This is a genomic window from Polaribacter sp. YIW18, assembly GCF_057219325.1.
Map to the genome: position 1 here is coordinate 261,463 of NZ_JBXVVE010000003.1, position 26,596 is coordinate 288,058.

Here is a 26,596-nt window from a genome sequence, read left to right on the forward strand (position 1 = left end):
AGAAAACACCTTTGGTTTAGCAAGTTAATATGTCTGCAATAATTTTAGATATTTTTTTTGCTTTTGTTAAAATCATTACATGATTACCTTCTTTAATTTTAATTGGATTTTTGATTCTTTTTATTGGAAAAACAGTATCCTTGGTACCATGAATATGTACTATATTTTTAAGAGTATTTACTTGTTTCCACTTTAAAACATTATAGATAGCCCACTCTAAATACATCTTATCTCTAACAGATAAATATTTTTTATATAACGTTGCTTTTTTCTTTAGCGACTTTCCTAAAAAGTATTGTGCATAATCCTCAAAATTTTCTACAAGTTTCGTTGGAAAGAACTTATAAACTTTTGTGAATTTAGCTAATTTAAATTTTTTAGGAAGTTCATCTTCATTTTTAATACTAGAAATGATAATTACTTTTTTAGGATTGACAAATTTTGCCATTTCTTGCACCATAATTCCGCCAAAAGAAACACCAATTAAAACAGCCTCTTTTTCGGTTACTTTATTGCTTAATCTATAAGCATAATTGCCAATATCTTCTTCTAAAGCAAGTGGTTTTATCCATTCTAAAAAATGTAAAGTATATTTATCTGGATCTAAATCTAGGTTTTCAAAAATTTCTGGACCAGCTGCCAAACCTGGAACAAAATAAATAGGAGTTTTTTTCATATTTATTGTTTTATCTAAATATATACATCAAAATAGGTGTTATATATTTTTATAAACTTAAATATTTACAAAATCTTCTATAAAATTAAAACGAACAATTCCATCATCGTCTATGTTTGTTAATTTTATTGATTGTAAAGTGTTTACTAATTCAGGATTCCATGGTGTTTTTACTTTTACATAATTTTCTGTAAAACCATGGATGTACCCTTCTTTGTTTTCACTTTCAAAAAGTACAGTTAAAGTATTTCCTAATTGAGATTCGTAAAATGCACGTCTTTTTTTAGCAGACAAACCACGCAACATTTTACTTCGTTTTGCACGTGTTTTTTTAGGAACAACACCTGCCATATTTACAGCCTCTGTATTAGGCCTTTCTGAATATGTAAAAACGTGTAAATAAGAAACATCTAATTCGTTTAAATAATTGTAGGTTTCTAAAAATAATTCATCTGTTTCTCCAGGAAAACCAACAATAACATCTACACCAATACATGCATTTGGCATTACTTGTTTAATTCTAGCAACTCTATTTGTATAGGTGTCAGATAAATACCTACGCTTCATTTTTTTTAATAACTTGTCTGAACCAGATTGTAAAGGAATATGAAAATGAGGTACAAAAGAGTTAGATTTTGCTACGAAATTAATAGTTTCATCTTTTAATAAATTTGGTTCTATAGAAGAGATCCTTAAACGATGAATGCCATTAACTTGATCTAATTCTTTTACCAATTCTAAGAAAGTGTGTTCGTGCTTTTTGTTGCCAAACTCACCTTTTCCATAATCCCCAATATTAACACCCGTTAAAACAATTTCTTTAATGCCTTTAGAAGAAATTTCTTTGGCATTATTTAAAACATTCTGCAAAGTATCACTTCTAGAAATACCTCTAGCTAAAGGAATTGTACAATACGTACATTTATAGTCGCAACCATCTTGTACTTTTAAAAACGCCCTAGTTCTATCGCCAATAGAATACGAACCTACATAAAAATCTGCATCAGAAATTTCACAAGAATGTACTTCGCCAACATTATTTTTAGATAAATCGTTGATGTAACTAGTAACGTTAAACTTTTCTGTAGCACCTAAAACCAAATCTACACCATCTACATTTGCCAATTCTTCTGGTTTTAATTGCGCATAACAACCCACAGCAATTAAAAAAGCATCCTCATTTTTTTTCAAAGCATTTTTTACAATACTTTTAAAACGCTTGTCTGCATTGTCTGTTACAGAGCAAGTATTTATCACATAAATATCTGCTTTTTCATTAAAATCTACTCTATTAAAACCTTCATTTTCAAAATTACGAGCAATGGTAGACGTTTCAGAAAAATTTAATTTGCAACCTAACGTGTAAAAAGCAACTTTTTTATTCGCATTCATTTTGTTACATTTAGCATTTGCAAAAGTACGATAATATTCATGATTTTTGAAACAGAAAGATTACTTATTAGGGCTTTAGATGTATCATATTTAAACGCCTTTCATACATTAGAGGGTAATGCAGAAATTTTAAAATATGCAACAGGTTCTGTTTAAACATTTGCAGAAAAAATAAAATTGAACGAACTAAATTAATCAACAATAAAAAAACAACTATTTCCAATTAATTTTAGCGACAATAGGAAAATGGTCAGAGTGTTTGATATCAAAAGTCTTAAAACTATTTGTTATACTATTTTTATCCGTTAAAATAAAATCAATTCGCATTGGAAACCAATAGTTAAATGTTTTGCCAAAACCTTTACCAGCCTCTATAAAAGCATCTTTTTTATCTTTAGAAATTTTATGATATAACCAAGAATAGCTTGTATTATTAAAATCTCCACAGATTATTTTTTTGCCTTTCCAGGTTTGTTCGTGTCTTAGAAATTGCTCTGTTTGTAGGGCTTGTTTTTTAAAAGCATTAGCAACTCTTTCTAATAATTTTTCTGAATTTGATTCGCCAAAATTTTCTTCATTAGGCTTTATTCTTAAAGATTCAAAATGTACGTTATAAATTCTGATAGTATCTTTTTGCTTTAAAATATCTATAAAAATAATGTTGTTTCCTTCGCTTTTTAAATCTAAAGACCCCGAATTTATAATTTTGTATTTAGAATAAATTGCCAAACCATATTTTTTACTTTTTGTGTTTTTTTTGATGTATTGGTAAGGATAATTGATATCTATTTTAGAGGTTTGGTAATATTCTTGTACTGCTAATATATCTGGATTTTTCTCTTTGATAAAGGCAAAACCATTTACAGTACTATCTTCTTTTTTAGAAAATAAGTCAAAGGTTTTTACATTGTAACTCATCAACTTTAAATCTGAGTTTAAAGAGGAGTTTTTTCCAGATAGTTTGTAAAAGGGTGTCATTATTATCCACCCTAAAATTAAGATCAGAAAAGATAAAAGAAATTGCTTTTTTAATTTGAGTAGCCAATAAATAACAAAAAATATATTTACAATTAAAAGTACAGGTACAAAAAGACTTAACACTGCAAAATCTGGAAATTTTTTCGGTGAAATGTGTGGTAATAAAAAAGATAAGAGCAATAACAGAGCTAGTAGGCTGTTTATCAAATAGAGAATTTTATCTAAAAAGGTTAACTTTTTCATTTACTTTTTGCCTTGCTTAAATAAAAATTCCTTCTCAGCTTTTGTTAATGTGTCATAACCAGATTTGCTAATTTTATCTAAAATAGCATCTATTTGTTTTTGGTTAGGAGCCTTTGTTTTGGAGCTTTCTTTTTTGTTTTTCGATTTATAAACAGCTTGTAAGGGTTTTTCTTTTCTTTTGAATAAAGAGAAAAGGCTACCCAAAAGATCTATTTTTTTGTTACTGGCCTGATTAACATATAAAAAGCCAAACAAAGCGCCTCCTAAATGAGAAAAACTTCCACCAGCATTAGGGCCAATTAAACCAATTAAATCGAAAGCCAACCAAATTGCTGCTAAATGCCAGACTTTTACAAAACCTATAAACCGAATGTTTATTTGATAATTAGGCATATAGGTAGCTAGCCCAATAAATATGGCAGAAACACCTGCAGAAGCACCTACTAAACGAGATGAATTGCCTTCAAATAAAGGAAAATAGTTTTGGCTAAATAGATAAAAGATACCACCAAAAACAGTACCTAAAATGTAAAAGTTTAACGCTTGTTTTTGTGTAAAATACTGGATAAATAAATTGCCGATAAAATACAAACCAATCATGTTAAATAATAAATGTATAAAGCCAGAATGTAAAAATCCGTAGGAAACAATTGTCCAAGGTTTTGTAAGTAAATTACTAAAATTATCATCTAAAGAAAACCATTGTATAACAAAACCTGTTTGTCCTTTGTACAAACCTTGTATAATTGTAATTAGCAGTGTAAAAGCAAAAACAGCTATATTAATATAGATTAATTTCTCTATAATACTGCCTGTTTTAAACTTGTATTTTATCTTGTTTATTAAACTCATTAATAATTTTTAAATTGATTTTTCTTCCAATAATAAGCAATTATAAATCCAATTAAAGCACCACCAATATGTGCAAAATGTGCAATATTACCAACAGAGTAACTGGTCATTCCAAAAAATAAATCACCTAAAATCATTAAAGGAATAAAATATTTTGCGGCAATTGGCACTGGAAAAAAGATTAATGCTAGTTTCGCATCTTTAAAATACAAGCCAAAAGCAACTAAAACACCGTAAACTGCACCAGAAGCACCAACTGCTGGAGTATTGTAAAGCATTGTAATCTTATTAAATTGCTCTTGCGAAATAGCATTTACCACTCTCGCATCACTTGTGCTTCCTTTTTCTAGTATAGTGAGTATTTCTGATGGATTTAAACCAGCATTTATAAAGAGTTCGTAAATTCCATTAAACTGATAATAATTAACTAATGTATAAATTAAACCTGCACCAATACCCGCAGAAAAATAGAAGAAAATAAATTTATTTTTACCCCACATTTGTTCTAAAGGTGTACCAAAAGCCCATAAACCATACATGTTAAATAAAATATGCGCAAAACTACCATGCATAAACATATGGGATACATATTGCCAAATTCCAAAATGTTCATTTTCAGGAAAATGCAAAGCCAAAATATTTGTAAAATCTAATTGTAAAAACTGAGGAGCTACAAATAAAATTACATTTATTATAATTAAGTGTTTTATGGCATCTGTTAGTTTCATCATACAATTAACTATTAAATAGGTTGTCTATTTGGTGTAGGGTTAATGTTTTAAAGGTTGCTTTTCCAAAAGGAGAAACACCTGGTTCTTTGCAAGAAAACAAATCGTTTACCAAACTTTCTTGCTCTTTTTCAGATAATAAAGTTCCTGTTTTTATAGATAATGTTTTTGCAAACGATTTTGCCATAATATCAAAATGACTAAAACTACTGTCTGGTACTTCTAAATTGATCTCGTTTAACAATTCTTCTAAAATAATGGTAATTTTACTTTCGGTAACAGAAACGGGTATTCCTTTTATGGTAATACTGTCTTTGGTAAATTCGTCAAAAGAAAAACCAGCATTTTCTAACTCTGTTTTTATGGTGTATATCATTTCTATTTCTGACGAAGAAAAAGATATTTTTACAGGAAATAGTAATTGTTGGCTGTTGGCTTCTTTTACAGTAATACTTTCTAAAAATTGCTCGTATAAAATTCTTTGATGTGCTAAAGATTGATTGATTAAAACCACACCAGATTTTATCAAACTCATTACATACTTACGTTGTATTTGAAATGTTTTCTGCGTTTTTTCTGCCTCTTGATGTTCAAATAAACTTTCTGTAGTGGTTTGAGAAGTATCTACAGAAGTGTATAAAGCCTCCCAGCTTTCTGTTTGTTTTTCTCTTTTAAATGTATTGCTAGTATCTTTTGGGTTGCTTTCTTTAAAAGGATTAAAATCTGGATCCACAGAAATTTTGGGTACGGATGCAGTTTTAGATGTCGATTTAAAATGATAAGGAGTGTCTAAATTAGCATCTCTATTAAAATCCAATACTGGCGCTACATTATATTGTCCCAAACTATGTTTTACAGTAGCTCTTAACATGGCATATAATGCTTTCTCGTTATCAAACTTTATTTCTGTTTTTGTTGGGTGAATATTAATGTCTATAGTATTTGCGGGTACAGTTAAATATAAAAAATAGGAGGGATGTGCCCCTTGTTCTAACAAACCATCAAAAGCATTTACAACTGCGTGATTTAAATACGAACTTTTGATAAATCGGTTATTTACAAAAAAGAATTGTTCGCCTCTTTTTCTTTTAGAAAACTCAGGTTTAGCAACAAAACCTTCTATAGTTAAAATATCTGTAGTCTCGTTTATAGGCACTAATTTTTCATTCATTTTACTGCCAAAAACAGCTACAATACGCTGTCTAAAATTACCACCTTTTAGATGATATACTTCGTTATTATTGTGATGTAATAAGAATGAAATCTCTGGATGTGCCAATGCTACTCTTTGAAACTCATCAATAATATGGCGTGTTTCTACAGTATCTGATTTTAAAAAATTTCTTCTAGCAGGAATATTGTAAAACAGATTTTTTACTGCCAAACTAGTCCCTTTTGCTGTAGCAATAAAATCTTGAGAAACTATTTTACTACCTTCAATTTTAATGCAAGTACCTAATTCTTCCTCTGGTGTTTTTGTTTTTAGCTCTACATGTGCAATTGCAGCAATAGACGCCAAAGCTTCACCTCTAAAGCCTTTGGTACATAGGTTAAATAAATCTTCTGCTTTTTGTATTTTAGAAGTTGCATGACGCTCAAAACTCATTCTTGCATCTGTGGCACTCATCCCTTTGCCATCATCTATAACCTGTATTAAGGTTTTACCAGCATCTTTAATAAGTAATTTTATATTGGTTGCACCAGCATCAATTGCATTTTCTAATAACTCTTTTACAACAGAAGCAGGTCTTTGTACTACTTCTCCTGCAGCAATTTGGTTTGCAACATGATCTGGTAAAAGTTGAATGATATCTGACATTAATTATTTTATGAATATAGATAAATCAAAATCTATGATATATAAAAAGATAAAAACTAAAATACTAATAATAATTATTAGTGTTTTGTTTACACCTTTATCTGGTGTTTTTAAATCTTCTAAAGCATCATTAAATTTGCCTTTAAGCCCTTTATTTTTTCCAGCAGTTTTTCTAAAATGATCTAATTTATGCTCAATTTTAAAAGGATTTCCTTCTCCTTTATAATATCTTGGCTGGTAATTAAATTTTTTATTTGTTTTTTTTAAAAATCCCATAATTTTAAAAATAACTGGTACATAGAAATAAGTCTAAATTAATTTTTATACCAATTTTAAAAGCAAATCAAATTTAAATAAATTAAAGGAAAATGCCTAAGATAGATGTAAAAAGTATTCTTAATTTATTACAAAAAAGAAGAAAGAATTTAATCTTGCAAACAAAAATAAACTAGTTTTAAAAACCAATACTTTCTTTTTGTAAACCTGTGTTTTTTATAGCGGCCATTTTTACCGCGGCCACGGCACATTCAATTCCTTTATTACCTAGTTTTCCGCCAGATCTATCTAAAGATTGTTGTTTGGTATTGTCTGTTAAAACACAAAAAATTACGGGTACATCATACTTTACATTTAAGTCTATAATACCTTGTGTAACCCCTTCGCAAACAAAATCGAAATGTTTTGTTTCTCCTTTAATAACATTACCAATAGCAACAATTGCGTCTACATTTTTAGACTGAATCATTTTTTTACAACCATAAACAAGCTCAAAACTACCAGGCACATCCCAAGAAATGATGTTTTGTTTGGTTGCACCGCAATCTAGTAAAGTTTCTATGGCTCCTTTTTTTAAGTTTTTGGTAATTTCAGGATTCCATTCAGAAACAACAATCCCAAATCGAAAAGGTTTCGCATTTGGGATTGTAGCTTTATCGTAATAAGATAAATTTGTTGTTGCCATTTTTTTTATTTTTTAGTAATCAGTTTACTGTATTTAGTTAGTTTAGATAAAAACTAATTGCAGTTTGCTTACTGTCTACTAATTTTGAGCATATTTAGCAGCATTTATAAATTTTTCTACATCTCTACCTTGGTCAGATGTAGGGTGGTTTTCTTTAATTTTAGTAAATAAAGAAACTGCTTTATCGTATTTTTTTAATTGCATTGCAGTTTGCCCTGCTTTGTATAAATAAAGAGGCGTTGTAAACTCGTTATTTTGCTTGTTCGCTGCTTTTTCGTAATATTCTAAGGCTTGTTCTGGCTGATCGATGTCAGCAAAAGCATCACCAATAGCACCCAAAGAAACAGGGCCTAATAAAGTATCATCTGAATTAAATTTCTCTAAATAAGCAATTGCTTTTTCGTATTCTTTCATTTTTAAATAAGAAACACCAGCATAATAGTTTGCTAAATTACCAGCATCTGTACCACTGTAAGATTCTGCAATATCTAAAAAACCATATTTACCATCTGCGCCTTCTAAACCTAAATTTAGTAAAGAGTCTATTCCAGAACCTGCAGTTGCGGCCTCATCAAAATATTTTCTTGGAAAAGCCAACTCATTAGAAGCTTCTATTTCGTTAGGCTCTACAATGTATTTACTGTAGCCTAAATAAGCTAAAAACAATACAACAACACTTATCAATGCTAAAAATAACGGTTTGCTGTTTTTTTCTATCCATTGTTCAGATTTTGAAGCAGTTTCGTCTAAAGTATTAAACACTTCAGCAGTTGTGCTGTCTATTTCTTCAACTCTTTGTTGATCTTTCTTATCTTTAGGTTTATATCCTCTTTTCTTGTATGTTGCCATCTTTGCTTAAAAATTAGTGGCGACAAAAATAGTTTTTTTAATTGGATTTTAAAAGGAGATAATTCGCAAAATTTTCAATAATTTGCAAAACCTTTTTAATAATTTATTTAATTGATGTATTTACAGAAGCTTTCTTTAGTTAATTTTAAAAATATTACCTCGCAATCTTTTGATTTTCAGGAGAAAATTAATTGTTTTGTAGGCAATAATGGTGTGGGTAAAACCAATATTTTAGATGCTATTTACTACCTATCTTTCGCAAAAAGTTATTTTAATTCTGTAGCCATACAGAATATTAAGCATGGAGAAGGCTTTTTTATGGTAGAAGGAGACTATATTTTAAACGATAGAAATGAAAAAATTGTTTGTAGTTTAAAAAAAGGACAAAAGAAAATTTTAAAAAGAAACGGAAAAAATTACGATAAGTTTTCTGAACATATAGGTCAATTTCCTTTGGTGATTGTTTCTCCAGCAGATAGAGATTTAGTTACAGAAGGTAGTGATACCAGAAGAAAATTTATAGATGGTGTTATTTCTCAACAAAACAAAGATTATTTAAAAGATTTGTTGGCTTATAATAAAGTATTAAGTCAAAGAAATGCTTTGTTAAAATATTTTGCAGCTAATAGAACTTTTGATGCTGTAAATATTGGTGTTTATAATGACCAACTTGCAGAATACGGTAGTAGAATTTACGAAGTTAGAAAAGAGTTTTTAGCCACTTTTATTCCTATTTTTAACCAAAAGTACAAAGAAATTTCTGACGATAATGAACAAGTAAATTTAAATTATAAAAGTCAGTTACACGATTTTTCTATGGACGCTCTCATGGAAAAATCATTAGAAAAGGATAAGATTTTGCAATACACAACAGTGGGTATTCATAAAGACGATTTAAATTTTGAAATAGGAGAGTACCCTATTAAAAAGTTTGGTTCACAAGGGCAACAAAAATCATACTTAATAGCTTTAAAGTTAGCCCAATTTCAATTTATAAAACAACAATCTAAAGTAACCCCAATTTTACTTTTAGACGATATTTTTGATAAACTAGATGAAAATAGAGTGTTACAAATTGTAAATTTGGTAAATAACGACGAGTTTGGGCAAATTTTTATTACAGATACACATTCAGAAAGAACCGAAAATATTGTAAAACAGAGTAACAAACCGTATCAGATTTTTAAATTATAGTTTAAAAGTATAAAGTAAAAAATTGAAAATTAGAATGATCTTATAAATGGCAAAAAGAGAAAACAATTCTTTATCAATACAAGATTTAATGCAGTCTTTTATTAAAGAGAACAATCTAAGCAAGGGCATGCAAAAAATTAAGATAGAAGAAACTTGGAACAAAATGATGGGACCAGGTATTGCAAGCCATACAAACTCTGTAAAATTGCAAAACAAAACTTTAATCATACAACTATCTTCTTCTGTTTTAAGAGAAGAATTGAGTTATGGTAAGGAAAAAATCATAAAAATGATAAATGAAGAAATGGGAGGTAAAGTAATCTCTAAATTAATATTGGTTTAGTTTTTTATAAATTTACCTTACATCGTTATTTACTTCAATCCAATAACCATTGGGATCTTGAAAGTACACTTGTATAATTCCATCATTTCTAACATAATCTTTTTTAACTGTACCCAACCAGTCAGAATATCCTATTTCTAGAGCTATTAAATGACTAATAAACTCCTGTATATTTATAGTAGAGATAGCAAAATGGACAGCTTTATTGATTTTTACAACCTCATTAGGTCTTGGTATTAAGTGCAACTGCCTATTATCATTAAAAACCAACCATCTGGTTTTAGAATTTGAAGCAGTATTTTTAATTTCTTTTAATTGAAATACTTCTTGATAAAATTCTATTGATTTTACAACGTCTTTTACGGAAATGGCAATATGGTTTACGGTAAATTTAAACATGAATCATTTTTTATAAAATTAAATAATTATTAGATTTTACAAATTGTATTTCTCTAAAATCTTCAAAAAACTCATAAAAAAAACTCACAGCATTTGTTGTGAGTTTTTAACTAAATATATCTAACTGGAATAATTTCAGTATTGTTAATTAAGAATTCTAAATTAGAATTGCTCTCTTCCAGAAAAGTGAAAATTTCCTTCTATTTCAGCATTTTCATCAGAGTCAGAACCATGTACTGCATTTTCTCCCATAGAAGTTGCATACAACTTTCTAATAGTACCTTCTGCAGCGTCAGCTGGGTTTGTAGCACCAATTAAAGTTCTAAAATCTTCTACAGCATTATCTTTTTCTAAAATTGCTGCAACAATGGGTCCACGTGTCATAAATGCTACTAATTCACCAAAAAACGGACGCTCATTATGCACAGCATAAAAAGTTTCAGCATCAGCTTTTGTCATTTGTGTTTTTTTCATTGCTACAATTCTAAATCCTGCAGCGTTTATTTTCTCTAAAATTGCACCAGTATGTCCGTTTTCTACTGCATCTGGTTTTAACATTGTAAATGTTCTATTTGTTGCCATTGTATAGATTTTTTTGTTTCTATTTTATTTGTAAAATTTTACCTTACAAATTCGGCGCGAAATTACACAATTTTTTTAATTAAATTGTATCTTCGCCAACTATGATTTTAAAAGGATTTGAAGACTTAAAAGAATTTCTTAGTAAACCAAGAAATATTGTTATTGTAGGCCATAGAAATCCAGACGGAGATGCCATGGGGTCTACCTTAGCTTTATCTCATTATTTTTCAAAAAAAGGCCATCAACCAACTGTTGTTGTACCTAACGAATATCCAGATTTTTTACACTGGTTACCGGGTTCAGATGCTACTTATCGTTTCGATTGGCAAAATTCGCAAGCCCAAAAAGCTATTAAAAATTCTGATATTATTTTTCTACTGGACTTTAATGCTTTGCATAGAGTTGGCACTGATATGCAAAATTCCTTAGAAAAATATGAGAACGATTTTGCAATGATAGATCATCATCAACAACCCGATGATGTAAAATATATGTATTCTGATACAGAAATTTGTTCTACTTGTCAAATGGTGTATCAATTTATAGAAATGAACAACGATTTAGATTTGATTGACACTGCAATTGCTACATGTTTGTATACAGGTATTATGACAGATACGGGCTCTTTTAGATTTAGATCTACCACAAGTAAAACACATAGAATTATTGCGGATTTAATTGATAAGGGTGCTCAAAACGATAAAATACATAATAATGTATACGATGCAAATTCGTATGGTAGATTGCTTTTGTTAGGGCAAGCGCTTAGTAATTTGCAAATTTTACCAGAATATAAAACAGCATTTATCACTTTAACGGAAGCAGAAAAGAAAAAGTTCGATTTTCAAAAAGGAGATACAGAAGGTGTTGTAAATTATGCACTTTCTTTAAAAGATATTATTTTTGCAGCCATATTTATAGAGGATACAGAACAACAAATTATTAAAATTTCGTTTAGATCTAAAGGTAAATTTTCTGTAAATAAATTTGCTAGAACTTATTTTAATGGTGGTGGGCATGATAATGCTGCTGGAGGTAGGTTTGATGGAAGCATGGAAGAAGTAACCGAGAATTTTAAAAGTTTGTTATCTAAATATATAGAAGAACTAAATTCGTCTTATGAAGCATAGTTTTTACATTGTTTTTATATTTTTTTTTATAATAGGTTGTACAAAAACACCACCTAGAAGGCCTATAAACCCAAAACCTTCTGCCACAATTTTTAAAGCGAATATAGAAGCATCAAAAAAAATAATTCAAGAAGAAAACAAAAAGATAGTAGATTACTTTGCACAAGATTATACAAAAACATACATAAATTCTAACAATGGTTTTTGGTATACTTATGTAGATAAAGTTGAAACAGATACCTTTACACCAAAGGAGGGTGATGATGTAGTATTAAGTTATGATATAACAACTTTAAATGATGATATTATTTACAGTAAAGAAGATTTAGGATTAAAAAATTACAAAATAGATAAAGAAGATTTTATTTCTGGTATACAAAAAGGAATAAAGTTGATGAAAGAAGGAGAAACCATTACATTTGTAATTCCGTTTTACAATGCCTTTGGAATTTCTGGAGATGGAAATAAAATTGGCTTTAAACAAACCATTAAAAGTACAGTAACCTTAATAAAAATAAATAAATTAAATTAAAAATGAAGCGTATTAAAAATTTAGCAATAGTTGCCATTTCAGCAACTTTATTTTCTTGTGGTAATCAAGTAAAAGAAGTAAAATCGTTAGAAACAGAAATAGACTCTGTAAGTTATGCAGTAGGTATGAGTATGTCTATGCAGTTAAAATCTAGTTTTAGCGAAGTAAATAAAGATGTTTTAGCACAAGGAATTAGAAATGGGTTAGATTCTACCAATTTATTAATAGAAACCAAAGACATTCAAAAAATTCTTAGCACATATTTTCAAAAGAAACAAATGGCTCAGCAAAAAGAGCTTCAAGAAAAAGCTGCAAAAGAAGCAGAAGCTAAATTTGGTGAAAACAAAAAAGCTGGTGAAGAATTTTTAGCAGTAAATAAATCAAAAAAAGGTGTAAAAACAACAGACAGTGGTTTGCAATATATTGTAATGAAAAAAGGTCGTGGAGATTTAGTAAAACCAACAGACAAAGTTAAAATTCACTATCATGGTTCTACAATAGATGGGAAAGTTTTTGATAGTTCTGTTGATAGAAAGCAACCTTACGAATCTAATGCAAACGTATTTGTACCAGGTTTTAATGAAGCTTTAGCATTAATGAAAAAAGGTTCTAAATATAAAGTCTTTATTCCACAAGAGTTAGCATATGGTGCTCAACAAAGAGGTGCAGACATCAAACCTTTTTCTACTTTAATTTTTGAAATTGAAGTTTTAGACATTTTAGATAAATAATGACAAAACCTTTTTATCTTTTAATAGCAATTCTTCTTTTAAGCTCTTGTACTCCAAAAAGGTACAAGGGTTTAAAAGATGGCTTGTATGCAGAAATACAAACAAACAAAGGAGATATTCTATTAAAATTACATGCAGAACAAGTTCCAAAAACAGTAGCAAATTTTGTAGCTTTAGTTGAAGGTTCACACACAAGATTACCAGATTCTTTACAAGGAAGTAATTTTTACGAAGGAATTATATTTCACAGAGTAGTGCCCAATTTTGTAATACAAGCAGGTGGTTTTACACCAAATGGTAGAAAAAGTACTGGGTATTTATTTGGTGATGAGTTTCCAAAAGATAAAAATGGTAACTTTATTTTTAAGCATGATGATAAAGGGGTACTTTCTATGGCTAATGGTGGGCCAAAAACAAATAACAGCCAATTTTTTATAACACACAGAGCCATACCTCATTTAGATGGTAAACACAGTGTTTTTGGTAAAACAACTGTTAACTCTCTGCAATTAAGAGAGTTGCAAGCAAAATATACAGATTCTTTAAAACTACAAAAAGCTATAGATTCTGTAAGTATGTTAGTGGTTCATAAAATTGTACAAAAAGATACTATAAATACCATTAACATTGTTAGAGTTGGTAGCATTGCCAAAGATTTTGATGCTCCTGAGGTTTTTGAAAGAGAAGTAGCCAATTTTAACAAATCTCAAGAAGCAAAAATAAAAGAAGAAAAAAAGCTAGAAGAAAAAAGATATTCTAAATATTTAGAGCAAAAGAAAGTATTTTTAGCCGAAATGGAGGAAGCCGAAGCAACTAAAACAGATTCTGGTCTTCGTATTTTAAAATTAAAATCTTCTGATGGTAAAAAAGTAGTAGCCAACAAACCAATTACTGCAAATTACACCATTTACATAGCAGATGGTAAAAAAATACAATCTACAGAAAATAGTGGGCAACCTTTGGTTTTTCAATTAGATGATGAAAAAAAACCAATGATTACCGGTTTTAAAGAAGGTGTTTTAACCTTAAGAGAAGGTGAAAAAGCAAGATTATTTATACCTTATTACTTAGGTTTTGGTAAGGATAAATACGGTCCTTTTCCTGCAAAAGCAGATTTGGTTTTCGAAGTAGAAATCTTAAAAGTAGGTAAGTAATTTGATAGATACACTCATACAAAAAGACAAACAATTACTCGTATTTCTAAATAATTTGGGTAACGAACATTGGGATCCTTTTTGGTTGGCTGTAACGAATCAATTTTATTGGGCGCCTTTATTTATTCTTGTATTCTACCTAATTATCAGTGCTTTTGGTTGGAAACGAGGTGGGTTGTTAATTCTTTCTTTAGTCGTGTTAGTAGCATTTTCAGATCAATTTACAGTATTTATTAAAGATGCCACACAAAGATTAAGACCTAACAATGATCCAGAAATTAAAAGTTTATTAAGAACCTTAATATCTCCAGGAAGTTATAGCTTTATCTCTGGGCATGCAACAACATCTACTTTTTTTGCAGTCTATACTGCCTTACTTTTAAAAGAAAAATATAAATACGCATATTTAATACTCTTTTTTCCTGCTTTATTTGCTTATAGCAGAATATATTTAGGCGTACATTTTCCTTTAGATATTCTTGTAGGAATTATTACTGGGACTATTTTTGGCAACTTGTATTTTATGCTTTACAAAAAGATAGACAAAGTTTTTTTTTCTAAATAGTTTCCAAATTTTTTATTACGATAACGGCATTTTAAAGGTTGTTTTTATTTTAAAAATTTTACTGATAATTAGCATCTCAAGCTAATAAAAAGCCTTAAAAACATCTTATCTATTGTTTTCATATAAATATTTAACACTAAATAATATTGTGAATAAACTAACATCTTTTATGTTGTAAAATGGTCTTTAAAAAAGATAAAAATCAGTAAATTTGCCATCGAAAACATCAAAAGAAAAAGATGAAAATATCATACAATTGGTTAAAGCAGTTTTTACAAACAGATTGGGATGCTGTAAAAACAGGAGAATTATTAACTGATTTAGGTTTAGAAGTAGAAGGTATAGAAACCATAGAATCTATCAAAGGAAGCCTAAAAGGCATTGTAATAGGTGAGGTTTTAACTTGTGTACAACATCCAAATGCAGATAGATTAAAAGTTACCACTGTAGATTTAGGACAAGGAGATCCTGTTCAAATAGTTTGTGGTGCGTCTAATGTAGCTGCTGGTCAAAAAGTACCAGTTGCAACAATTGGTACTATTTTATATGATGAAAAAGATGCTCCTTTTAAAATCAAAAAAGGAAAAATAAGAGGAGAAGAAAGCCATGGAATGATTTGTGCAGAAGACGAATTAGGTTTAGGTTCTAGCCATGATGGAATTATGGTTCTTGATAAAGCTTTACAGGCAGGCACATCAGCGGCAGAAGTTTTTAACATAGAAACAGACCAGGTTTTCGAAATTGGTTTAACCCCCAACAGATCAGACGCTATGAGTCACTTTGGTGTAGCCAGAGACTTGCGTGCGGGTTTTATGCAAAATGATATTAATTTAGAACTTATTTCTCCTTCTGTTAGCAATTTTCATGTAGACGAAAGAACTTTGCGTTTTGATGTAGAAGTAGAGAATAAAGAACAAACTCCAAGATACTGTGGTATTACCATTACAGATATAGAAGTTAAAGATTCTCCTGAATGGATACAAAATAGACTAAAAGCCATTGGCATTATTCCTAAAAATAATATTGTAGATATTACAAATTATGTTTTGCACGAACTTGGGCAACCCTTACATGCTTTTGATGCACAAAAAATAAAAGGCAATAAAATTTTAGTTAAAAACTTAAAAGAAGGCACAAAATTTACAACCTTAGATGAAGTAGAAAGAGAATTATCATCAGAAGATATAATGATTTGTGATACTGAATCGAACCCTCTTTGTATTGCCGGTGTTTTTGGAGGTTTACAATCTGGTGTCACAGAACATACCAACTCAATATTTTTAGAAAGCGCTTATTTTAATCCGGTTTTAGTAAGAAAAACAGCAAAAAGACACGCTTTAAATACAGATGCATCTTTCCGTTTTGAAAGAGGTATAGATATTAATTTGACAAAGTATGCATTAAAACGTGCTGCATTGTTAATAGAAGAATATGCAGGTGGTAAATTATCTTCAGATATTTCTGATTTTTATCCAGAAAAAGTAGAAGATTTTCAGGTTTTTCTGTCTTATGAGAACGCTTATAGATTAATAGGTCAAGAAATTCCTAAAGATACGATCAAGAAAATTTTAGCTTCCTTAGAAATTAAAATTAATAGCGAAACTGAAGGAGGTTTAGGGTTAACCATACCGTCTTACAGAACAGATGTTCAACGTGAAGCAGATATTATAGAAGAAATTTTAAGAGTATACGGGTATAATAACATCGAATTTTCTCATAAATTAAATACTTCTATTTCTTTCGATTCTACAAAAGAAACAAAAATTGAAAACCTTGTTGCGAATCAATTAACTGCTTTGGGTTTTAATGAAACCATGGCAAATTCGTTAACAAAATCAAGCTATATAGATTTGTCTGAACAATTAAATGAAGAGGCTAATGTAGCTATGTTAAATCCTTTAAGTAACGATTTAAAGGTGTTAAGGCAGTCTTTACTTTTTAGTGGTTTAGAATCTGTTGCTTATAATATCAACAGAAAAAACAACTCATTAAAGTTTTATGAGTTTGGTAAAACCTACCATAAATACAACGAAAAATACCAAGAAAACAAACATTTAAGCTTATTTGTAACAGGAAAAAGAACTGTAGATAGTTGGAAAACAGCAGGTAGTAATTCAGATTTTTTCTATGCTAAAGGTGTTATTACCTCAGTTTTAGAACGCTTGGGGATTCAAAACCTTAAAACAACACCTAGCAAACAAGATGTTTTTTCTGAAGGAATTACCTTAAGTTTAGGAAAAATGAAGTTGGTAGAATTTGGTGTTGTAAAAAACACTTTATTGAAAGAATTTGGTATCAAACAAGAAGTTTTATTTGCTGATTTTAATTGGGATACTATTTTAAAAATAACAGGAAACAATACTGTTAAAGTGGTTAGTTTACCAAAATTTCCAACTGTAAAAAGAGATTTAGCCTTATTGTTAGATACTAAAACTGAGTTTAAAGAAATCTATAATTTGGCTTTTCAATCAGAAAAAAAATTATTAAAAGAAGTAGATTTATTTGATGTATACGAAGGTGATAGACTTCCAGAAGGAAAAAAATCTTATGCAGTAAGTTTTTTATTACAAGACGAAACAAAAACCTTGGCAGACAAGCAAATAGATAAAATTATGCAAAAATTACAGCACACTTTTGAGAATAATTTAAATGCTGTTTTAAGATAACAGAAAAGCTCCAATATATTTGGGGCTTTTTTTTAATGATAGAAATTAATTTTCGACCTTTATAACAGATAAATTACATTTATGTACAAACAACTGATAAGACCTGTTTTATTTTTATTTGATCCAGAAAAAGTACACTATTTTACATTTTCTTTAATAAGAATCTTGTGTAAAATTCCTTTTGTAGCTTCTATTTTTAGAAGTATATATCAAATGAATGATCCTCGTTTAGAGAAAAATTTATTTGGTTTGTCTTTTAAAAATCCTGTAGGTTTAGCTGCTGGTTTCGATAAAAATGCAGTTTTATATAACGAATTAGCAAATTTTGGTTTTGGGTTTATAGAAATTGGTACGGTTACCCCAAAAGGTCAAGTTGGTAATCCTAAAAAAAGACTTTTTAGATTAAAAGAAGATAAAGGGATTATTAACAGAATGGGGTTTAATAATGATGGAATGGAAGCTGCCATTAAAAACCTTAAAAAAAACAAGCATAAAGTTATTATTGGAGGAAATATTGGTAAAAATACAGCTACCAAACCAGAAGATTACACAGAAGATTATTTACAAGTTTTTAAAGAGTTACACCCTTTTGTTGATTATTTTGTACTAAATGTAAGTTGCCCAAATGTTGGTAGTCATGCAAAATTAAATGACAAAGATTATTTAGTTGAGTTGATTACAGCTTGTCAGAATCAGAATAATCGTTTTAAAATTAAAAAGCCAATACTTTTAAAGATTGCTCCAGATTTAAACAACACACAGTTAGATGAAATTATTGATTTGGTTGCAGAAACAAAAATTGATGGTGTTATAGCATCAAACACTTCTACAACTAGAGATAATTTAAAAACATCTACAGAACGTTTACAACAAATTGGCAATGGTGGTGTTAGTGGGCAGCCCATAAAAAATCAAAGTACTAAAGTAATACAATACTTGTCTAAAAACTCTAACAAAGCATTCCCAATTATTGGAGTAGGAGGTATACATACTGCAGAGGATGCTATAGAAAAAATTGAGGCTGGCGCAGATTTAGTACAAGTTTACACAGGTTTTATTTATGAAGGCCCTAGTTTGATTAAGAAAATTAATAAAGCCGTTTTACATAAATTATAAAATAATCTCTCAGTTTTTTATATTTTAGATCAATCATATAATTATTAATGATAGAAACGCTACTGTCTTTTGCTTTTGCAACTTTTTTATTGGCAATTTCTCCTGGACCAGATAATATTTTTGTACTTACACAGAGTATTGTAAATGGTGAAAAATATGGTTTAGCTACTGTTTTTGGATTAATTTCTGGCTGTTTGATACATACTACATTATTAGCCTTTGGTGTTTCTGCAATTATAAAAGAGTCTGAAAGTATCTTTTATGCGATAAAAATATTTGGTGCTATCTACTTATTATATTTAGCTTACAAAGTTTTTAGATCTGAAGGAAAAATAGTTTTGCCTTCAGAAAGCACACCATCAAAAACCACAAAGCAATTATTTAAACAGGGGTTTATTATGAATGTTTTAAACCCAAAAGTATCTATTTTCTTTTTAGCTTTCTTTCCTGGATTTTTATTTACTACTACTTTATCTACTGTAATTCAGTTTTATGTTTTAGGTTTTGTATTTATGTTGGTTTCTTTTATTGTATTTGCTTTAATAGCCATACTTGCTGGTAAAATATCGTCAACTATAAAAGGAAATATAAATATTAGTTACTATTTAAAATACATGCAAATTGTTGTTTTTATAGGGATTGCCATTTTTATTTTATTATAAAAAACCAAGCAAAAATGCTTGGTTTGTATAATTAAAATATTTTAGGATGCAGCTGTTATGGCTCTTAATAAGTCTAATTTTGCATCGCTCAAAGCCTAACAATTTTTTTGACGTTATGTTTGTTTAAATAGTTCTTGATAATGGTTTTGGCCAACCCTTTATATTCGATAGGTGTAAGCATTGTTTTTAAAATGTCTACTTTGTTTTCTTGATATGCCAAATTTGTAAAACCATACCCAAAAACCTCATTGTTTTCTATTAAAATAATGGCATGTTCTTCAATTTCCCTTCCTTTATCAATTATTAAAAAGTTGTCGTTATTAAAGGGGTGTAAGTTGGGTTTTCTCCTCTTTTTTAAATTATATTTTGGCGATAAAGTTTCCAATTCTATATAATATTTTAAACGCGTAAATAAATCGTTACCAGTTTTTTCAAAAGTGATAGAGTTTGCTTTATGTTGAATTTTTATAGCTCTTTTGGTCTGTTTTAAAAACAATCTATTTACTTCTGCTTTTGCATTTTTACCACGTCCAATATAGAGTACTTTACCATTTGCATCATGAATGTAAAATAGCCCCAATTCTTCTGGTACAGCATCTATTAGCTTTTGTAATCTTTGTTTTTCTTTTCGTCTATCGTAATATTTTACAGATTGTTGTATGATAGACTTTTGTGTGTCTTTTTCTAACAGTAACTTAAATAATTGAACAGTTGCCAAAGCATCTCCAGAAGCTCTATGTCTGTTTGTCATTGGTATACCTAATGCTTTTGTAAGTTTCCCTAAACTGTAAGAGGGTTGCTCTAAAATTAGTTTTTGACTTAGTTCTACAGTACAAAGTGTGTTTCTGTTAAAGTCGTATCCTAACCTTTCAAATTCTGTACTTAAAATTCTATAGTCAAAAGCAGTATTATGGGCAACTAAAGTACAATCTGTAGTAATTTCTATAATTCTTTTAGCAACTTCGTAAAACTTGGGGGCGTTGCGTAACATAGCATTGTTAATACCTGTAAGTTTTACTACAAATTTTTGGATTTCCTTTTCAGGATTTACTAAGCTAATAAATTGATCTATAACAGCGTGTCCATCAAATTTATAGATAGCAATTTCGGTAATGCCTTCTTGGTTAAATTTACCTCCAGTAGTTTCAATGTCTAATATTGCGTACAAATTATTTATTATCGGAGTAATTGTTAATTTTAATTTCTGCTACCAAATATAGAGCTTCCTACGCGAATCATTGTGCTTCCGTTAGAAATTGCTAATAAATAATCGCCACTCATACCCATTGATAAAATTTCTAAACGGCAATTTTTAGTTTCAATAGTATTTTTTTGTTGTTTAAAAAACACGTTTAAAGATGAAAACTCTTCTTGTAATTGTTCTTGGTTATCTGTAAAGGTAGCCATTCCCATCAATCCAACAATTTTAATATTTTCTAGTTCTTTTAATTTTGGTGATTGTAAAATTTCTTCAATATCATTAAAAGGCAAACCAAATTTGCTGTCTTCTTTTGCAATTTTAGCTTGTAACAAACAGTTGATAACTCTATTGTGTTTTTTTGCTTGTTTGTTGATTTCTTTTAGCTTTTTAAACGTATCTACACCATGAATTAAATCTACAAAATGCGCCATGTATTTTACCTTATTACTTTGTAAATGACCAATCATGTGCCATTTAATGTCTTTGGGTAAAGTTTCATATTTTTCTACCATTTCCTGAATCCTATTTTCACCAAAAATACGCTGACCAGCATCATAAGCTTCTTGTAAATCTGCAACAGGTTTGGTTTTAGAAACGGCAACGAGTGTAACCTTATCTGGAATTGTATTTTTTATTTTTTGTAAATTTTCTTTTATCATGTTATTTCTTAAAGTTTAAAATTCAGCGTTTCTAAGTTGATATTTTTAACCAGCGTAAAGTTAAGCTTGTCGAAGTATTTTCATTATTACTAAATACTAATTTTTTAACAAAGCAATAATTTGATTTGCCAACTCTGTACCAATTCTATCTTGAGCTTCTATGGTAGCAGCACCAATATGTGGGGTTAAAGACATTTCTGGATTCATTAACAACTGAACAGCAGGGGTTGGTTCTGTTTCAAATACATCTAACCCTGCAAATTGTACTTTGCCTTCTTCGATAGCATTTACCAAATCTACTTCATGTAATATACCACCTCTTGCTGTATTTACAATACCAACACCATTTTTCATTTTCGCAAATTCTTCTTTGGTAATAATGTAATTTTCTTGTGCAGGCACGTGTAAAGAAATAAAATCGGCTTCTTTTAATACTTCCTCTTTTTCTATCGTATCTATAGTAAAAGTTAATTTTTGTCCGTTAAAAAAATCTAACGTTATAGGCACAGTTAATACTTCATTATCAGCGGCTAAAACTTGCATTCCCAATGCTAACGCAATTTTTGCAACTTCTTGTCCTATTCTTCCAAAACCAATAATTCCTAACGTTTTTCCTCTTAACTCGATACCTTGCGAATATGCTTTTTTCAATTCTTTAAAACGTGTATCGCCTTCTAAAGGCATTTCTCTGTTAGCTGAATGTAAAAATCTTGCCATTCCAAATAAATGAGCAAAAACCAATTCTGCCACAGAACTTGCAGAAGCATCTGGGGTATTAATTACATGCAAACCTTGGTCTATGGCGTAATCTACATCAATATTATCCATACCAATTCCACCACGTCCAATTAATTTTAAACTAGGGCAAGCATCTATTAATTCTTGTCTAACTTGTGTAGCACTTCTAACTAGAATTGCGTCTATATTGTGTTCGTTTATATAATTTTCTAGTTGATTTTGAGCAACTTTTTTAGTAATTACTTCAAATCCTCCTTTTTCTAATGTGTCAATACCACTTTTAGAAATTCCATCGTTTGCTAATATTTTCATTTTTTAAAAATGTTCAAAATTTAAAATTAAGCGTTCAAAGTTTATTTAATATTAAATACAAAACCTTACACCTTGTTTTCTAATGCTTGCATTACATCAACTAAAACCTGCACACTATATAAAGGTAATGCATTGTACATACTTGCTCTGTAACCACCAACACTTCTATGGCCATGTAAACCATTTATACCTGCTTTTTGCCACATTTTGTCGAAGGTTTCTTTATGAGCATCATCTACTAGATTAAAAGTAGCGTTCATAATACTTCGATCTTCTTTGGCTACAATTCCTTTAAAAAGAGGATTTCTATCAATTTCTGCATACAAAAGTGCCGCTTTTTTATTGTTTACCTTTTCTATAAACGGAATGCCACCCAAATCTTTTAACCATTGTAGAGTTAACATAGAAACATAAACCGCAAAAACAGACGGTGTGTTAAACATACTGTCTTTATCTATATGAATTTGATAGTTTAGCATAGAAGGAATGTGCCTTTCTACCTTGCCTAAAATTTCTTCTTTTATAATGACCAAAGTAGTACCTGCAGGGCCCATATTTTTTTGTGCGCCTGCATAAATTAAATCGAACTTTTCGAAATCTAATTGACGCGAAAAAATATCTGAACTCATATCGCAAACCAACGGAACATTGGTTTCTGGAAATTCTTTTATTTGAGTACCAGCAACAGTATTATTACTTGTACAGTGAAAATAATCGGCATCTTGTGGTATTGTAAAATCTTTAGGAATGTAAGAAAAACCTTTGTCTTTAGACGAGGCAACTTCTATCAATTCTCCAAATGCTTTGGCTTCTTTAATCGCTTTGTCAGACCAAGTACCTGTGTTTAAATAAGCTGCTTTTTTGTTTAGTAAATTATAAGCTACCATTAAAAATTCTAAACTAGCACCACCTTGTAAAAACAACGCTTTGTATCCTTTGTTTTCTAGGCCTAACAATTCTAAAGCCAAACTTCTAGCTTTTTCCATCACATCAACAAAAGCTTTGCTTCTGTGAGATATTTCTATCAACGATAAATCATCATTATTAAAATTAACAACAGCTTCTGATGCTTTTTGCAAAACTTCTTGTGGTAAAATACAAGGCCCTGCACTAAAATTATGTTTTTTCATTTTTTTCTTTTTGAGTTACAAGGTTTCAAAGTTTCAAAGTTTTTTACAAATAAAAACTAGAAGCCATGAACCAACAACTAATTTATATTTTTGATAAAAATTCTAGGGTATTAATACCATCTGCATAATCCCACAATTGTGGGTTTTGTGTTTCGCCAAATGTAACTTCATTTTCTATAAAGTCTTTGGCAACAATACACTGAATTTTTTCTCTTTCTTCGTGTAATTTTATTTTTAAATCAATTTCATTATCATAATATTCATAAAAAACGGTGGCAATAGGAGAGGAGTAACTTTCATCTTCCTTAATCATTAAAAAACCGTTTTCTAGCAAATCAAACTCACTCATTAAATACACAGCCTTGTTATAATCGTAATTATTGGCATATTTAGCGTTGTTAATCATATCTTTTTTTACATACATTCCGTTAAAGAAGTGATTGAAATCGTAATCTTTAGGAACATATAATTTAGATACAGATCTGCAACCCAAACCAAAATAGGTAAACACATCATCAGATAATTTTTGTAATTCTTCTTCAGATTCATTCCCTTTTAAAACAGCTACAGAGTTTCTGCTTTTTCTAATAATATTGGGTTTATTCTTAAAATAATATTCGAAATAACGTGCTGTATTATCGCTTCCGGTAGCAATTACAGCATCAAAATTTTCTAATTTTTGTTCTGTAAAAGTGATTTTTCCTTTAAAACTACCTTCTACATATTCTAAATACTTGGCTAAAAAAGGCAATAAGTGTTTGTCATTAGAAGATTGTTTTACCAGTACAGTATGCCCAGAAATTAAAACCGATAAAAAGTCATGAAAACCCACTAAAGGAATATTACCAGCCATTACAATAGCCACTTTTTTTGATGTTTTTGTGTGAACAGCGTTCTTAGAAATCCATTTTTCTAAATTGCTGTTTGTTAAAGCTTTAGACCAGCTTTCTAAAGCAAATAAAATATTTTCTTTGGTAAACCAAGAGTTATTTTCTTGTGCTAGTTTTAGTTGATGTTTAAAACCATCAAAAAACAAATCATTATGTTCAATAGGGGCTTTTTTTTCAATTTTTTTGGTAGAAAATTGACTTAAAAAGATGCCTAATTTGTTAAAAGCAGCAATTCTATCTTGAATAGGTGTCATTTATTTTGGATGTAACTTTTTTTGGCTTTATTTTTGCAATCGCAAAGGTACAAATTAGAAAAGAAAATTATGGCAATTATAATAACAGATGAATGTATAAATTGTGGGGCTTGTGAACCTGAATGTCCAAACACTGCAATTTATGAAGGTGCAGACGATTGGAAATATGCAGATGGTACAGATTTAACTGGAAATGTAGTTTTACCAAATGGGAAATCTGTAAATGCAGATGAAGATCAGGAGCCAATATCTGATGAAGTGTATTACATAGCACCAGATAAATGTACAGAATGTATGGGCTTTCATGAAGAGCCACAATGTGCTGCCGTTTGTCCTGTAGATTGTTGTGTGCCAGATGAAGATATCGTAGAAACGGAAGAAGAATTGTTAGCAAAACAAAAGTTTATGCATAATGATTAATTGATAAATACAAGAATACACTATCAAGAAATAAATAAAAAATTCCGAAGTAATTTCGGAATTTTTTATTTTTAAATCATATATATTTGCATCGCAAAAATCAACTCTTGATTCTTGCATCTTTTATCCAAATACATAAAGAAAAATGAAAGCTGGAATTGTAGGATTACCAAACGTAGGAAAATCAACTTTATTTAACTGTTTATCTAACGCAAAAGCGCAAAGTGCCAACTTTCCTTTTTGTACCATAGAACCTAATTTAGGGGTTGTAAACGTGCCAGATACACGTTTAGAAAAATTAGAAGAATTGGTAAACCCAGAGCGTGTTTTACCTGCAACTGTAGAAATTGTAGACATTGCTGGTTTGGTTAAAGGCGCAAGTAAAGGAGAAGGTTTAGGAAATCAATTTTTAGCAAATATTAGAGAAACAGACGCAATTTTACATGTTTTGCGTTGTTTTGATAATGATAATATTATTCACGTAGACAATTCTATAGACCCTGTTAGAGATAAAGAAACCATAGATATAGAGTTGCAATTAAAAGACCTAGAAACGGTTCAAAAACGTTTAGAGCGTGTAAAAAGAACTGCAAAAACAGGAAATAAAGAAGCGCAAGTAGAATTAGAAGTTTTGCTAAAAGTAGAAGCAACTTTATTAGAAGGTAAATCTGTAAGAGCTTTAGATTTTTCTGAAAAAGAACAAGAATTTGTAAAACCTTTACAATTTATTACTGCAAAACCAGTATTGTATGTGTGTAATGTTGATGAAAATTCCGCTGTTTCTGGTAACGATTATGTAGACAAAGTAAAAGCAGCAGTTGCGCATGAAAACGCAGAAGTTATTGTGTTGGCAGTAGGTACAGAAGCAGATATTACAGAATTAGAAGATTACGAAGAGCGTCAACTATTTTTAGAAGATATTGGCTTAGAAGAAGCTGGTGTTTCTAGATTGGTACGTTCTGCCTATAAATTATTAAACTTACAAACCTATTTTACTGCAGGTGTAAAAGAGGTAAGAGCATGGACAATTCCTATTGGCTCAACAGCACCACAAGCGGCTGGTGTAATACATACCGATTTTGAAAAAGGATTTATTAGAGCAGAAACCATTTCTTATGAAGATTATGTTACTTATGGTTCTGAAGCCAAAGTAAAAGAAGCTGGTAAAATGAGAGTAGAAGGTAAGGAGTATATTGTAAAAGATGGAGATGTAATGCACTTTAGATTTAACGTGTAAACCTACTTTTTAATTAAAAATATAAAAAAATCCCAATAAGTAATTATTGGGATTTTTCTATGATACCTCTTACCCGTATATTGCGCATCATAGCAATAGTTACGTTGATGCGTTTTTCATTTTAATTATAAAGCACTTTATGTAGGTTTGTTAACTTTAAAGACCCACATACAACTGGTTGTA

The 26,596-nt window shown here is 29.7% G+C and carries 28 protein-coding genes; 12 read left to right on the top strand and 16 right to left on the bottom strand.

Annotated features, from left to right (window positions below; translation table 11 throughout):
• Positions 1-16 precede the first annotated feature (16 nt).
• The 9 genes from AC2D6T_RS05110 to AC2D6T_RS05150 form a co-directional block, all read right to left on the bottom strand.
• A complete protein-coding gene (locus AC2D6T_RS05110) occupies positions 17-676 on the bottom strand; it encodes an alpha/beta hydrolase family protein (protein ID WP_484680686.1) in 660 nt (219 codons plus the stop codon).
• Positions 677-733: 57 nt separating this feature from the next.
• A complete protein-coding gene (gene mtaB / locus AC2D6T_RS05115) occupies positions 734-2,068 on the bottom strand; it encodes a tRNA (N(6)-L-threonylcarbamoyladenosine(37)-C(2))-methylthiotransferase MtaB (RefSeq protein ID WP_484680687.1) in 1,335 nt (444 codons plus the stop codon).
• 213 nt (positions 2,069-2,281) lie between these two features.
• Complete coding sequence (locus AC2D6T_RS05120) at positions 2,282-3,046, bottom strand: endonuclease/exonuclease/phosphatase family protein (RefSeq protein WP_484680688.1); 765 nt, start codon at positions 3,044-3,046, stop codon at positions 2,282-2,284.
• 243 nt (positions 3,047-3,289) lie between these two features.
• Entirely contained in the window at positions 3,290-4,141 is an 852-nt protein-coding gene (locus tag AC2D6T_RS05125; protein WP_347186610.1) for a rhomboid family intramembrane serine protease, read from the bottom strand.
• A complete protein-coding gene (locus tag AC2D6T_RS05130) occupies positions 4,141-4,872 on the bottom strand; it encodes a rhomboid family intramembrane serine protease (protein ID WP_298946978.1) in 732 nt (243 codons plus the stop codon). Before AC2D6T_RS05130 ends, AC2D6T_RS05125 begins: the two co-directional genes overlap by 1 nt.
• Before the next feature lie 4 nt (positions 4,873-4,876).
• Positions 4,877-6,688, bottom strand: coding sequence for a DNA mismatch repair endonuclease MutL (mutL, locus tag AC2D6T_RS05135; protein ID WP_484680689.1), 1,812 nt, complete (start codon positions 6,686-6,688; stop codon positions 4,877-4,879).
• 3 nt (positions 6,689-6,691) lie between these two features.
• The gene (locus AC2D6T_RS05140) at positions 6,692-6,964 is read right to left on the bottom strand and encodes a riboflavin synthase subunit beta (RefSeq protein ID WP_298946975.1); all 273 of its coding nucleotides are present in this window, start codon (positions 6,962-6,964) and stop codon (positions 6,692-6,694) included.
• Positions 6,965-7,142: 178 nt separating this feature from the next.
• Entirely contained in the window at positions 7,143-7,649 is a 507-nt protein-coding gene (ribH, locus tag AC2D6T_RS05145; protein WP_484680690.1) for a 6,7-dimethyl-8-ribityllumazine synthase, read from the bottom strand.
• A gap of 78 nt (positions 7,650-7,727) precedes the next feature.
• Complete coding sequence (locus AC2D6T_RS05150; RefSeq protein WP_484680691.1) at positions 7,728-8,498, bottom strand: tetratricopeptide repeat protein; 771 nt, start codon at positions 8,496-8,498, stop codon at positions 7,728-7,730.
• 114 nt (positions 8,499-8,612) lie between these two features.
• Between AC2D6T_RS05150 and recF the strand changes: the two genes are divergently transcribed.
• On the top strand, positions 8,613-9,692 hold the full coding sequence (gene recF / locus AC2D6T_RS05155; protein ID WP_484680692.1) for a DNA replication/repair protein RecF: 1,080 nt from the start codon (positions 8,613-8,615) through the stop codon (positions 9,690-9,692).
• 46 nt (positions 9,693-9,738) lie between these two features.
• Positions 9,739-10,035: a DciA family protein gene (locus AC2D6T_RS05160; RefSeq protein ID WP_484680693.1), complete on the top strand. Its 297-nt coding sequence runs from the start codon at positions 9,739-9,741 to the stop codon at positions 10,033-10,035.
• A 12-nt stretch (positions 10,036-10,047) separates the two neighbouring features.
• On the opposite strand, the gene AC2D6T_RS05165 is transcribed toward AC2D6T_RS05160, so the two are convergent.
• Positions 10,048-10,434, bottom strand: a complete 387-nt coding sequence (locus tag AC2D6T_RS05165; RefSeq protein WP_484680694.1) for a VOC family protein — start codon at positions 10,432-10,434, stop codon at positions 10,048-10,050.
• 162 nt (positions 10,435-10,596) lie between these two features.
• The gene (locus tag AC2D6T_RS05170; RefSeq protein WP_484680695.1) at positions 10,597-11,016 is read right to left on the bottom strand and encodes a nucleoside-diphosphate kinase; all 420 of its coding nucleotides are present in this window, start codon (positions 11,014-11,016) and stop codon (positions 10,597-10,599) included.
• 101 nt (positions 11,017-11,117) lie between these two features.
• Here AC2D6T_RS05170 and AC2D6T_RS05175 point away from each other — a divergent pair, with 101 nt between their 5' ends.
• The 8 genes from AC2D6T_RS05175 (at position 11,118) to AC2D6T_RS05210 (ending at position 19,572) form a co-directional block, all read left to right on the top strand.
• Positions 11,118-12,146 carry a DHH family phosphoesterase gene (locus AC2D6T_RS05175; RefSeq protein ID WP_484680696.1) on the top strand — a complete coding sequence of 343 codons (1,029 nt, stop codon included), beginning with the start codon at positions 11,118-11,120 and terminating at the stop codon, positions 12,144-12,146.
• Positions 12,136-12,678 (top strand): gliding motility-associated peptidyl-prolyl isomerase GldI, encoded by a 543-nt coding sequence (gene gldI, locus AC2D6T_RS05180; protein WP_484680697.1) that lies wholly within the window; start codon positions 12,136-12,138, stop codon positions 12,676-12,678. The genes AC2D6T_RS05175 and gldI overlap by 11 nt, the downstream gene beginning before the upstream one ends.
• 2 nt (positions 12,679-12,680) lie before the next feature.
• Positions 12,681-13,409 carry an FKBP-type peptidyl-prolyl cis-trans isomerase gene (locus tag AC2D6T_RS05185; RefSeq protein WP_484680698.1) on the top strand — a complete coding sequence of 243 codons (729 nt, stop codon included), beginning with the start codon at positions 12,681-12,683 and terminating at the stop codon, positions 13,407-13,409.
• Positions 13,409-14,563, top strand: a complete 1,155-nt coding sequence (locus AC2D6T_RS05190; RefSeq protein WP_484680699.1) for a peptidylprolyl isomerase — start codon at positions 13,409-13,411, stop codon at positions 14,561-14,563. Before AC2D6T_RS05185 ends, AC2D6T_RS05190 begins: the two co-directional genes overlap by 1 nt.
• 1 nt (position 14,564) lies before the next feature.
• Positions 14,565-15,128: a phosphatase PAP2 family protein gene (locus tag AC2D6T_RS05195; RefSeq protein WP_484680700.1), complete on the top strand. Its 564-nt coding sequence runs from the start codon at positions 14,565-14,567 to the stop codon at positions 15,126-15,128.
• A 239-nt stretch (positions 15,129-15,367) separates the two neighbouring features.
• Positions 15,368-17,794 (top strand): phenylalanine--tRNA ligase subunit beta, encoded by a 2,427-nt coding sequence (pheT, locus tag AC2D6T_RS05200; RefSeq protein WP_484680701.1) that lies wholly within the window; start codon positions 15,368-15,370, stop codon positions 17,792-17,794.
• An 81-nt stretch (positions 17,795-17,875) separates the two neighbouring features.
• Positions 17,876-18,910, top strand: coding sequence for a quinone-dependent dihydroorotate dehydrogenase (locus AC2D6T_RS05205; RefSeq protein WP_484680702.1), 1,035 nt, complete (start codon positions 17,876-17,878; stop codon positions 18,908-18,910).
• Positions 18,911-18,957: 47 nt separating this feature from the next.
• The gene (locus AC2D6T_RS05210; protein WP_484680703.1) at positions 18,958-19,572 is read left to right on the top strand and encodes a LysE family translocator; all 615 of its coding nucleotides are present in this window, start codon (positions 18,958-18,960) and stop codon (positions 19,570-19,572) included.
• A gap of 88 nt (positions 19,573-19,660) precedes the next feature.
• On the opposite strand, the gene AC2D6T_RS05215 is transcribed toward AC2D6T_RS05210, so the two are convergent.
• The 5 genes from AC2D6T_RS05215 to AC2D6T_RS05235 all read right to left on the bottom strand — a co-directional run bounded on the left by AC2D6T_RS05215 (position 19,661) and on the right by AC2D6T_RS05235 (position 24,756).
• Positions 19,661-20,740 (bottom strand): 3'-5' exonuclease, encoded by a 1,080-nt coding sequence (locus AC2D6T_RS05215; RefSeq protein ID WP_484680704.1) that lies wholly within the window; start codon positions 20,738-20,740, stop codon positions 19,661-19,663.
• Between the two features lie 29 nt (positions 20,741-20,769).
• The gene (locus AC2D6T_RS05220; RefSeq protein ID WP_484680705.1) at positions 20,770-21,432 is read right to left on the bottom strand and encodes a YggS family pyridoxal phosphate-dependent enzyme; all 663 of its coding nucleotides are present in this window, start codon (positions 21,430-21,432) and stop codon (positions 20,770-20,772) included.
• A 96-nt stretch (positions 21,433-21,528) separates the two neighbouring features.
• Positions 21,529-22,482, bottom strand: a complete 954-nt coding sequence (locus tag AC2D6T_RS05225; protein ID WP_298946947.1) for a D-2-hydroxyacid dehydrogenase — start codon at positions 22,480-22,482, stop codon at positions 21,529-21,531.
• A 65-nt stretch (positions 22,483-22,547) separates the two neighbouring features.
• The gene (gene serC / locus AC2D6T_RS05230) at positions 22,548-23,612 is read right to left on the bottom strand and encodes a 3-phosphoserine/phosphohydroxythreonine transaminase (protein ID WP_298946945.1); all 1,065 of its coding nucleotides are present in this window, start codon (positions 23,610-23,612) and stop codon (positions 22,548-22,550) included.
• A gap of 82 nt (positions 23,613-23,694) precedes the next feature.
• Positions 23,695-24,756, bottom strand: a complete 1,062-nt coding sequence (locus AC2D6T_RS05235) for an acyl-CoA reductase (protein ID WP_298946944.1) — start codon at positions 24,754-24,756, stop codon at positions 23,695-23,697.
• A 69-nt stretch (positions 24,757-24,825) separates the two neighbouring features.
• On the opposite strand from AC2D6T_RS05235, the gene AC2D6T_RS05240 reads away from it, so the two are divergent.
• Positions 24,826-25,176 (top strand): 4Fe-4S dicluster domain-containing protein, encoded by a 351-nt coding sequence (locus tag AC2D6T_RS05240; protein WP_159947252.1) that lies wholly within the window; start codon positions 24,826-24,828, stop codon positions 25,174-25,176.
• Between the two features lie 145 nt (positions 25,177-25,321).
• Positions 25,322-26,413: a redox-regulated ATPase YchF gene (ychF, locus tag AC2D6T_RS05245; RefSeq protein WP_484680706.1), complete on the top strand. Its 1,092-nt coding sequence runs from the start codon at positions 25,322-25,324 to the stop codon at positions 26,411-26,413.
• Positions 26,414-26,596: the final 183 nt, after the last annotated feature.

Bases quoted from the DNA above. Each gene is read 5' to 3' on its own strand.
- AC2D6T_RS05110 (WP_484680686.1), bottom strand. From the start codon at position 676: ATGAAAAAAACTCCTATTTATTTTGTTCCAGGTTTGGCAGCTGGTCCA.
- mtaB (WP_484680687.1), bottom strand. From the start codon at position 2,068: ATGAATGCGAATAAAAAAGTTGCTTTTTACACGTTAGGTTGCAAATTA.
- AC2D6T_RS05120 (WP_484680688.1), bottom strand. From the start codon at position 3,046: ATGACACCCTTTTACAAACTATCTGGAAAAAACTCCTCTTTAAACTCA.
- AC2D6T_RS05125 (WP_347186610.1), bottom strand. From the start codon at position 4,141: ATGAGTTTAATAAACAAGATAAAATACAAGTTTAAAACAGGCAGTATT.
- AC2D6T_RS05130 (WP_298946978.1), bottom strand. From the start codon at position 4,872: ATGATGAAACTAACAGATGCCATAAAACACTTAATTATAATAAATGTA.
- mutL (WP_484680689.1), bottom strand. From the start codon at position 6,688: ATGTCAGATATCATTCAACTTTTACCAGATCATGTTGCAAACCAAATT.
- AC2D6T_RS05140 (WP_298946975.1), bottom strand. From the start codon at position 6,964: ATGGGATTTTTAAAAAAAACAAATAAAAAATTTAATTACCAGCCAAGA.
- ribH (WP_484680690.1), bottom strand. From the start codon at position 7,649: ATGGCAACAACAAATTTATCTTATTACGATAAAGCTACAATCCCAAAT.
- AC2D6T_RS05150 (WP_484680691.1), bottom strand. From the start codon at position 8,498: ATGGCAACATACAAGAAAAGAGGATATAAACCTAAAGATAAGAAAGAT.
- recF (WP_484680692.1), top strand. From the start codon at position 8,613: ATGTATTTACAGAAGCTTTCTTTAGTTAATTTTAAAAATATTACCTCG.
- AC2D6T_RS05160 (WP_484680693.1), top strand. From the start codon at position 9,739: ATGGCAAAAAGAGAAAACAATTCTTTATCAATACAAGATTTAATGCAG.
- AC2D6T_RS05165 (WP_484680694.1), bottom strand. From the start codon at position 10,434: ATGTTTAAATTTACCGTAAACCATATTGCCATTTCCGTAAAAGACGTT.
- AC2D6T_RS05170 (WP_484680695.1), bottom strand. From the start codon at position 11,016: ATGGCAACAAATAGAACATTTACAATGTTAAAACCAGATGCAGTAGAA.
- AC2D6T_RS05175 (WP_484680696.1), top strand. From the start codon at position 11,118: ATGATTTTAAAAGGATTTGAAGACTTAAAAGAATTTCTTAGTAAACCA.
- gldI (WP_484680697.1), top strand. From the start codon at position 12,136: ATGAAGCATAGTTTTTACATTGTTTTTATATTTTTTTTTATAATAGGT.
- AC2D6T_RS05185 (WP_484680698.1), top strand. From the start codon at position 12,681: ATGAAGCGTATTAAAAATTTAGCAATAGTTGCCATTTCAGCAACTTTA.
- AC2D6T_RS05190 (WP_484680699.1), top strand. From the start codon at position 13,409: ATGACAAAACCTTTTTATCTTTTAATAGCAATTCTTCTTTTAAGCTCT.
- pheT (WP_484680701.1), top strand. From the start codon at position 15,368: ATGAAAATATCATACAATTGGTTAAAGCAGTTTTTACAAACAGATTGG.
- AC2D6T_RS05205 (WP_484680702.1), top strand. From the start codon at position 17,876: ATGTACAAACAACTGATAAGACCTGTTTTATTTTTATTTGATCCAGAA.
- AC2D6T_RS05210 (WP_484680703.1), top strand. From the start codon at position 18,958: ATGATAGAAACGCTACTGTCTTTTGCTTTTGCAACTTTTTTATTGGCA.
- AC2D6T_RS05220 (WP_484680705.1), bottom strand. From the start codon at position 21,432: ATGATAAAAGAAAATTTACAAAAAATAAAAAATACAATTCCAGATAAG.
- AC2D6T_RS05225 (WP_298946947.1), bottom strand. From the start codon at position 22,482: ATGAAAATATTAGCAAACGATGGAATTTCTAAAAGTGGTATTGACACA.
- serC (WP_298946945.1), bottom strand. From the start codon at position 23,612: ATGAAAAAACATAATTTTAGTGCAGGGCCTTGTATTTTACCACAAGAA.
- AC2D6T_RS05235 (WP_298946944.1), bottom strand. From the start codon at position 24,756: ATGACACCTATTCAAGATAGAATTGCTGCTTTTAACAAATTAGGCATC.
- AC2D6T_RS05240 (WP_159947252.1), top strand. From the start codon at position 24,826: ATGGCAATTATAATAACAGATGAATGTATAAATTGTGGGGCTTGTGAA.
- ychF (WP_484680706.1), top strand. From the start codon at position 25,322: ATGAAAGCTGGAATTGTAGGATTACCAAACGTAGGAAAATCAACTTTA.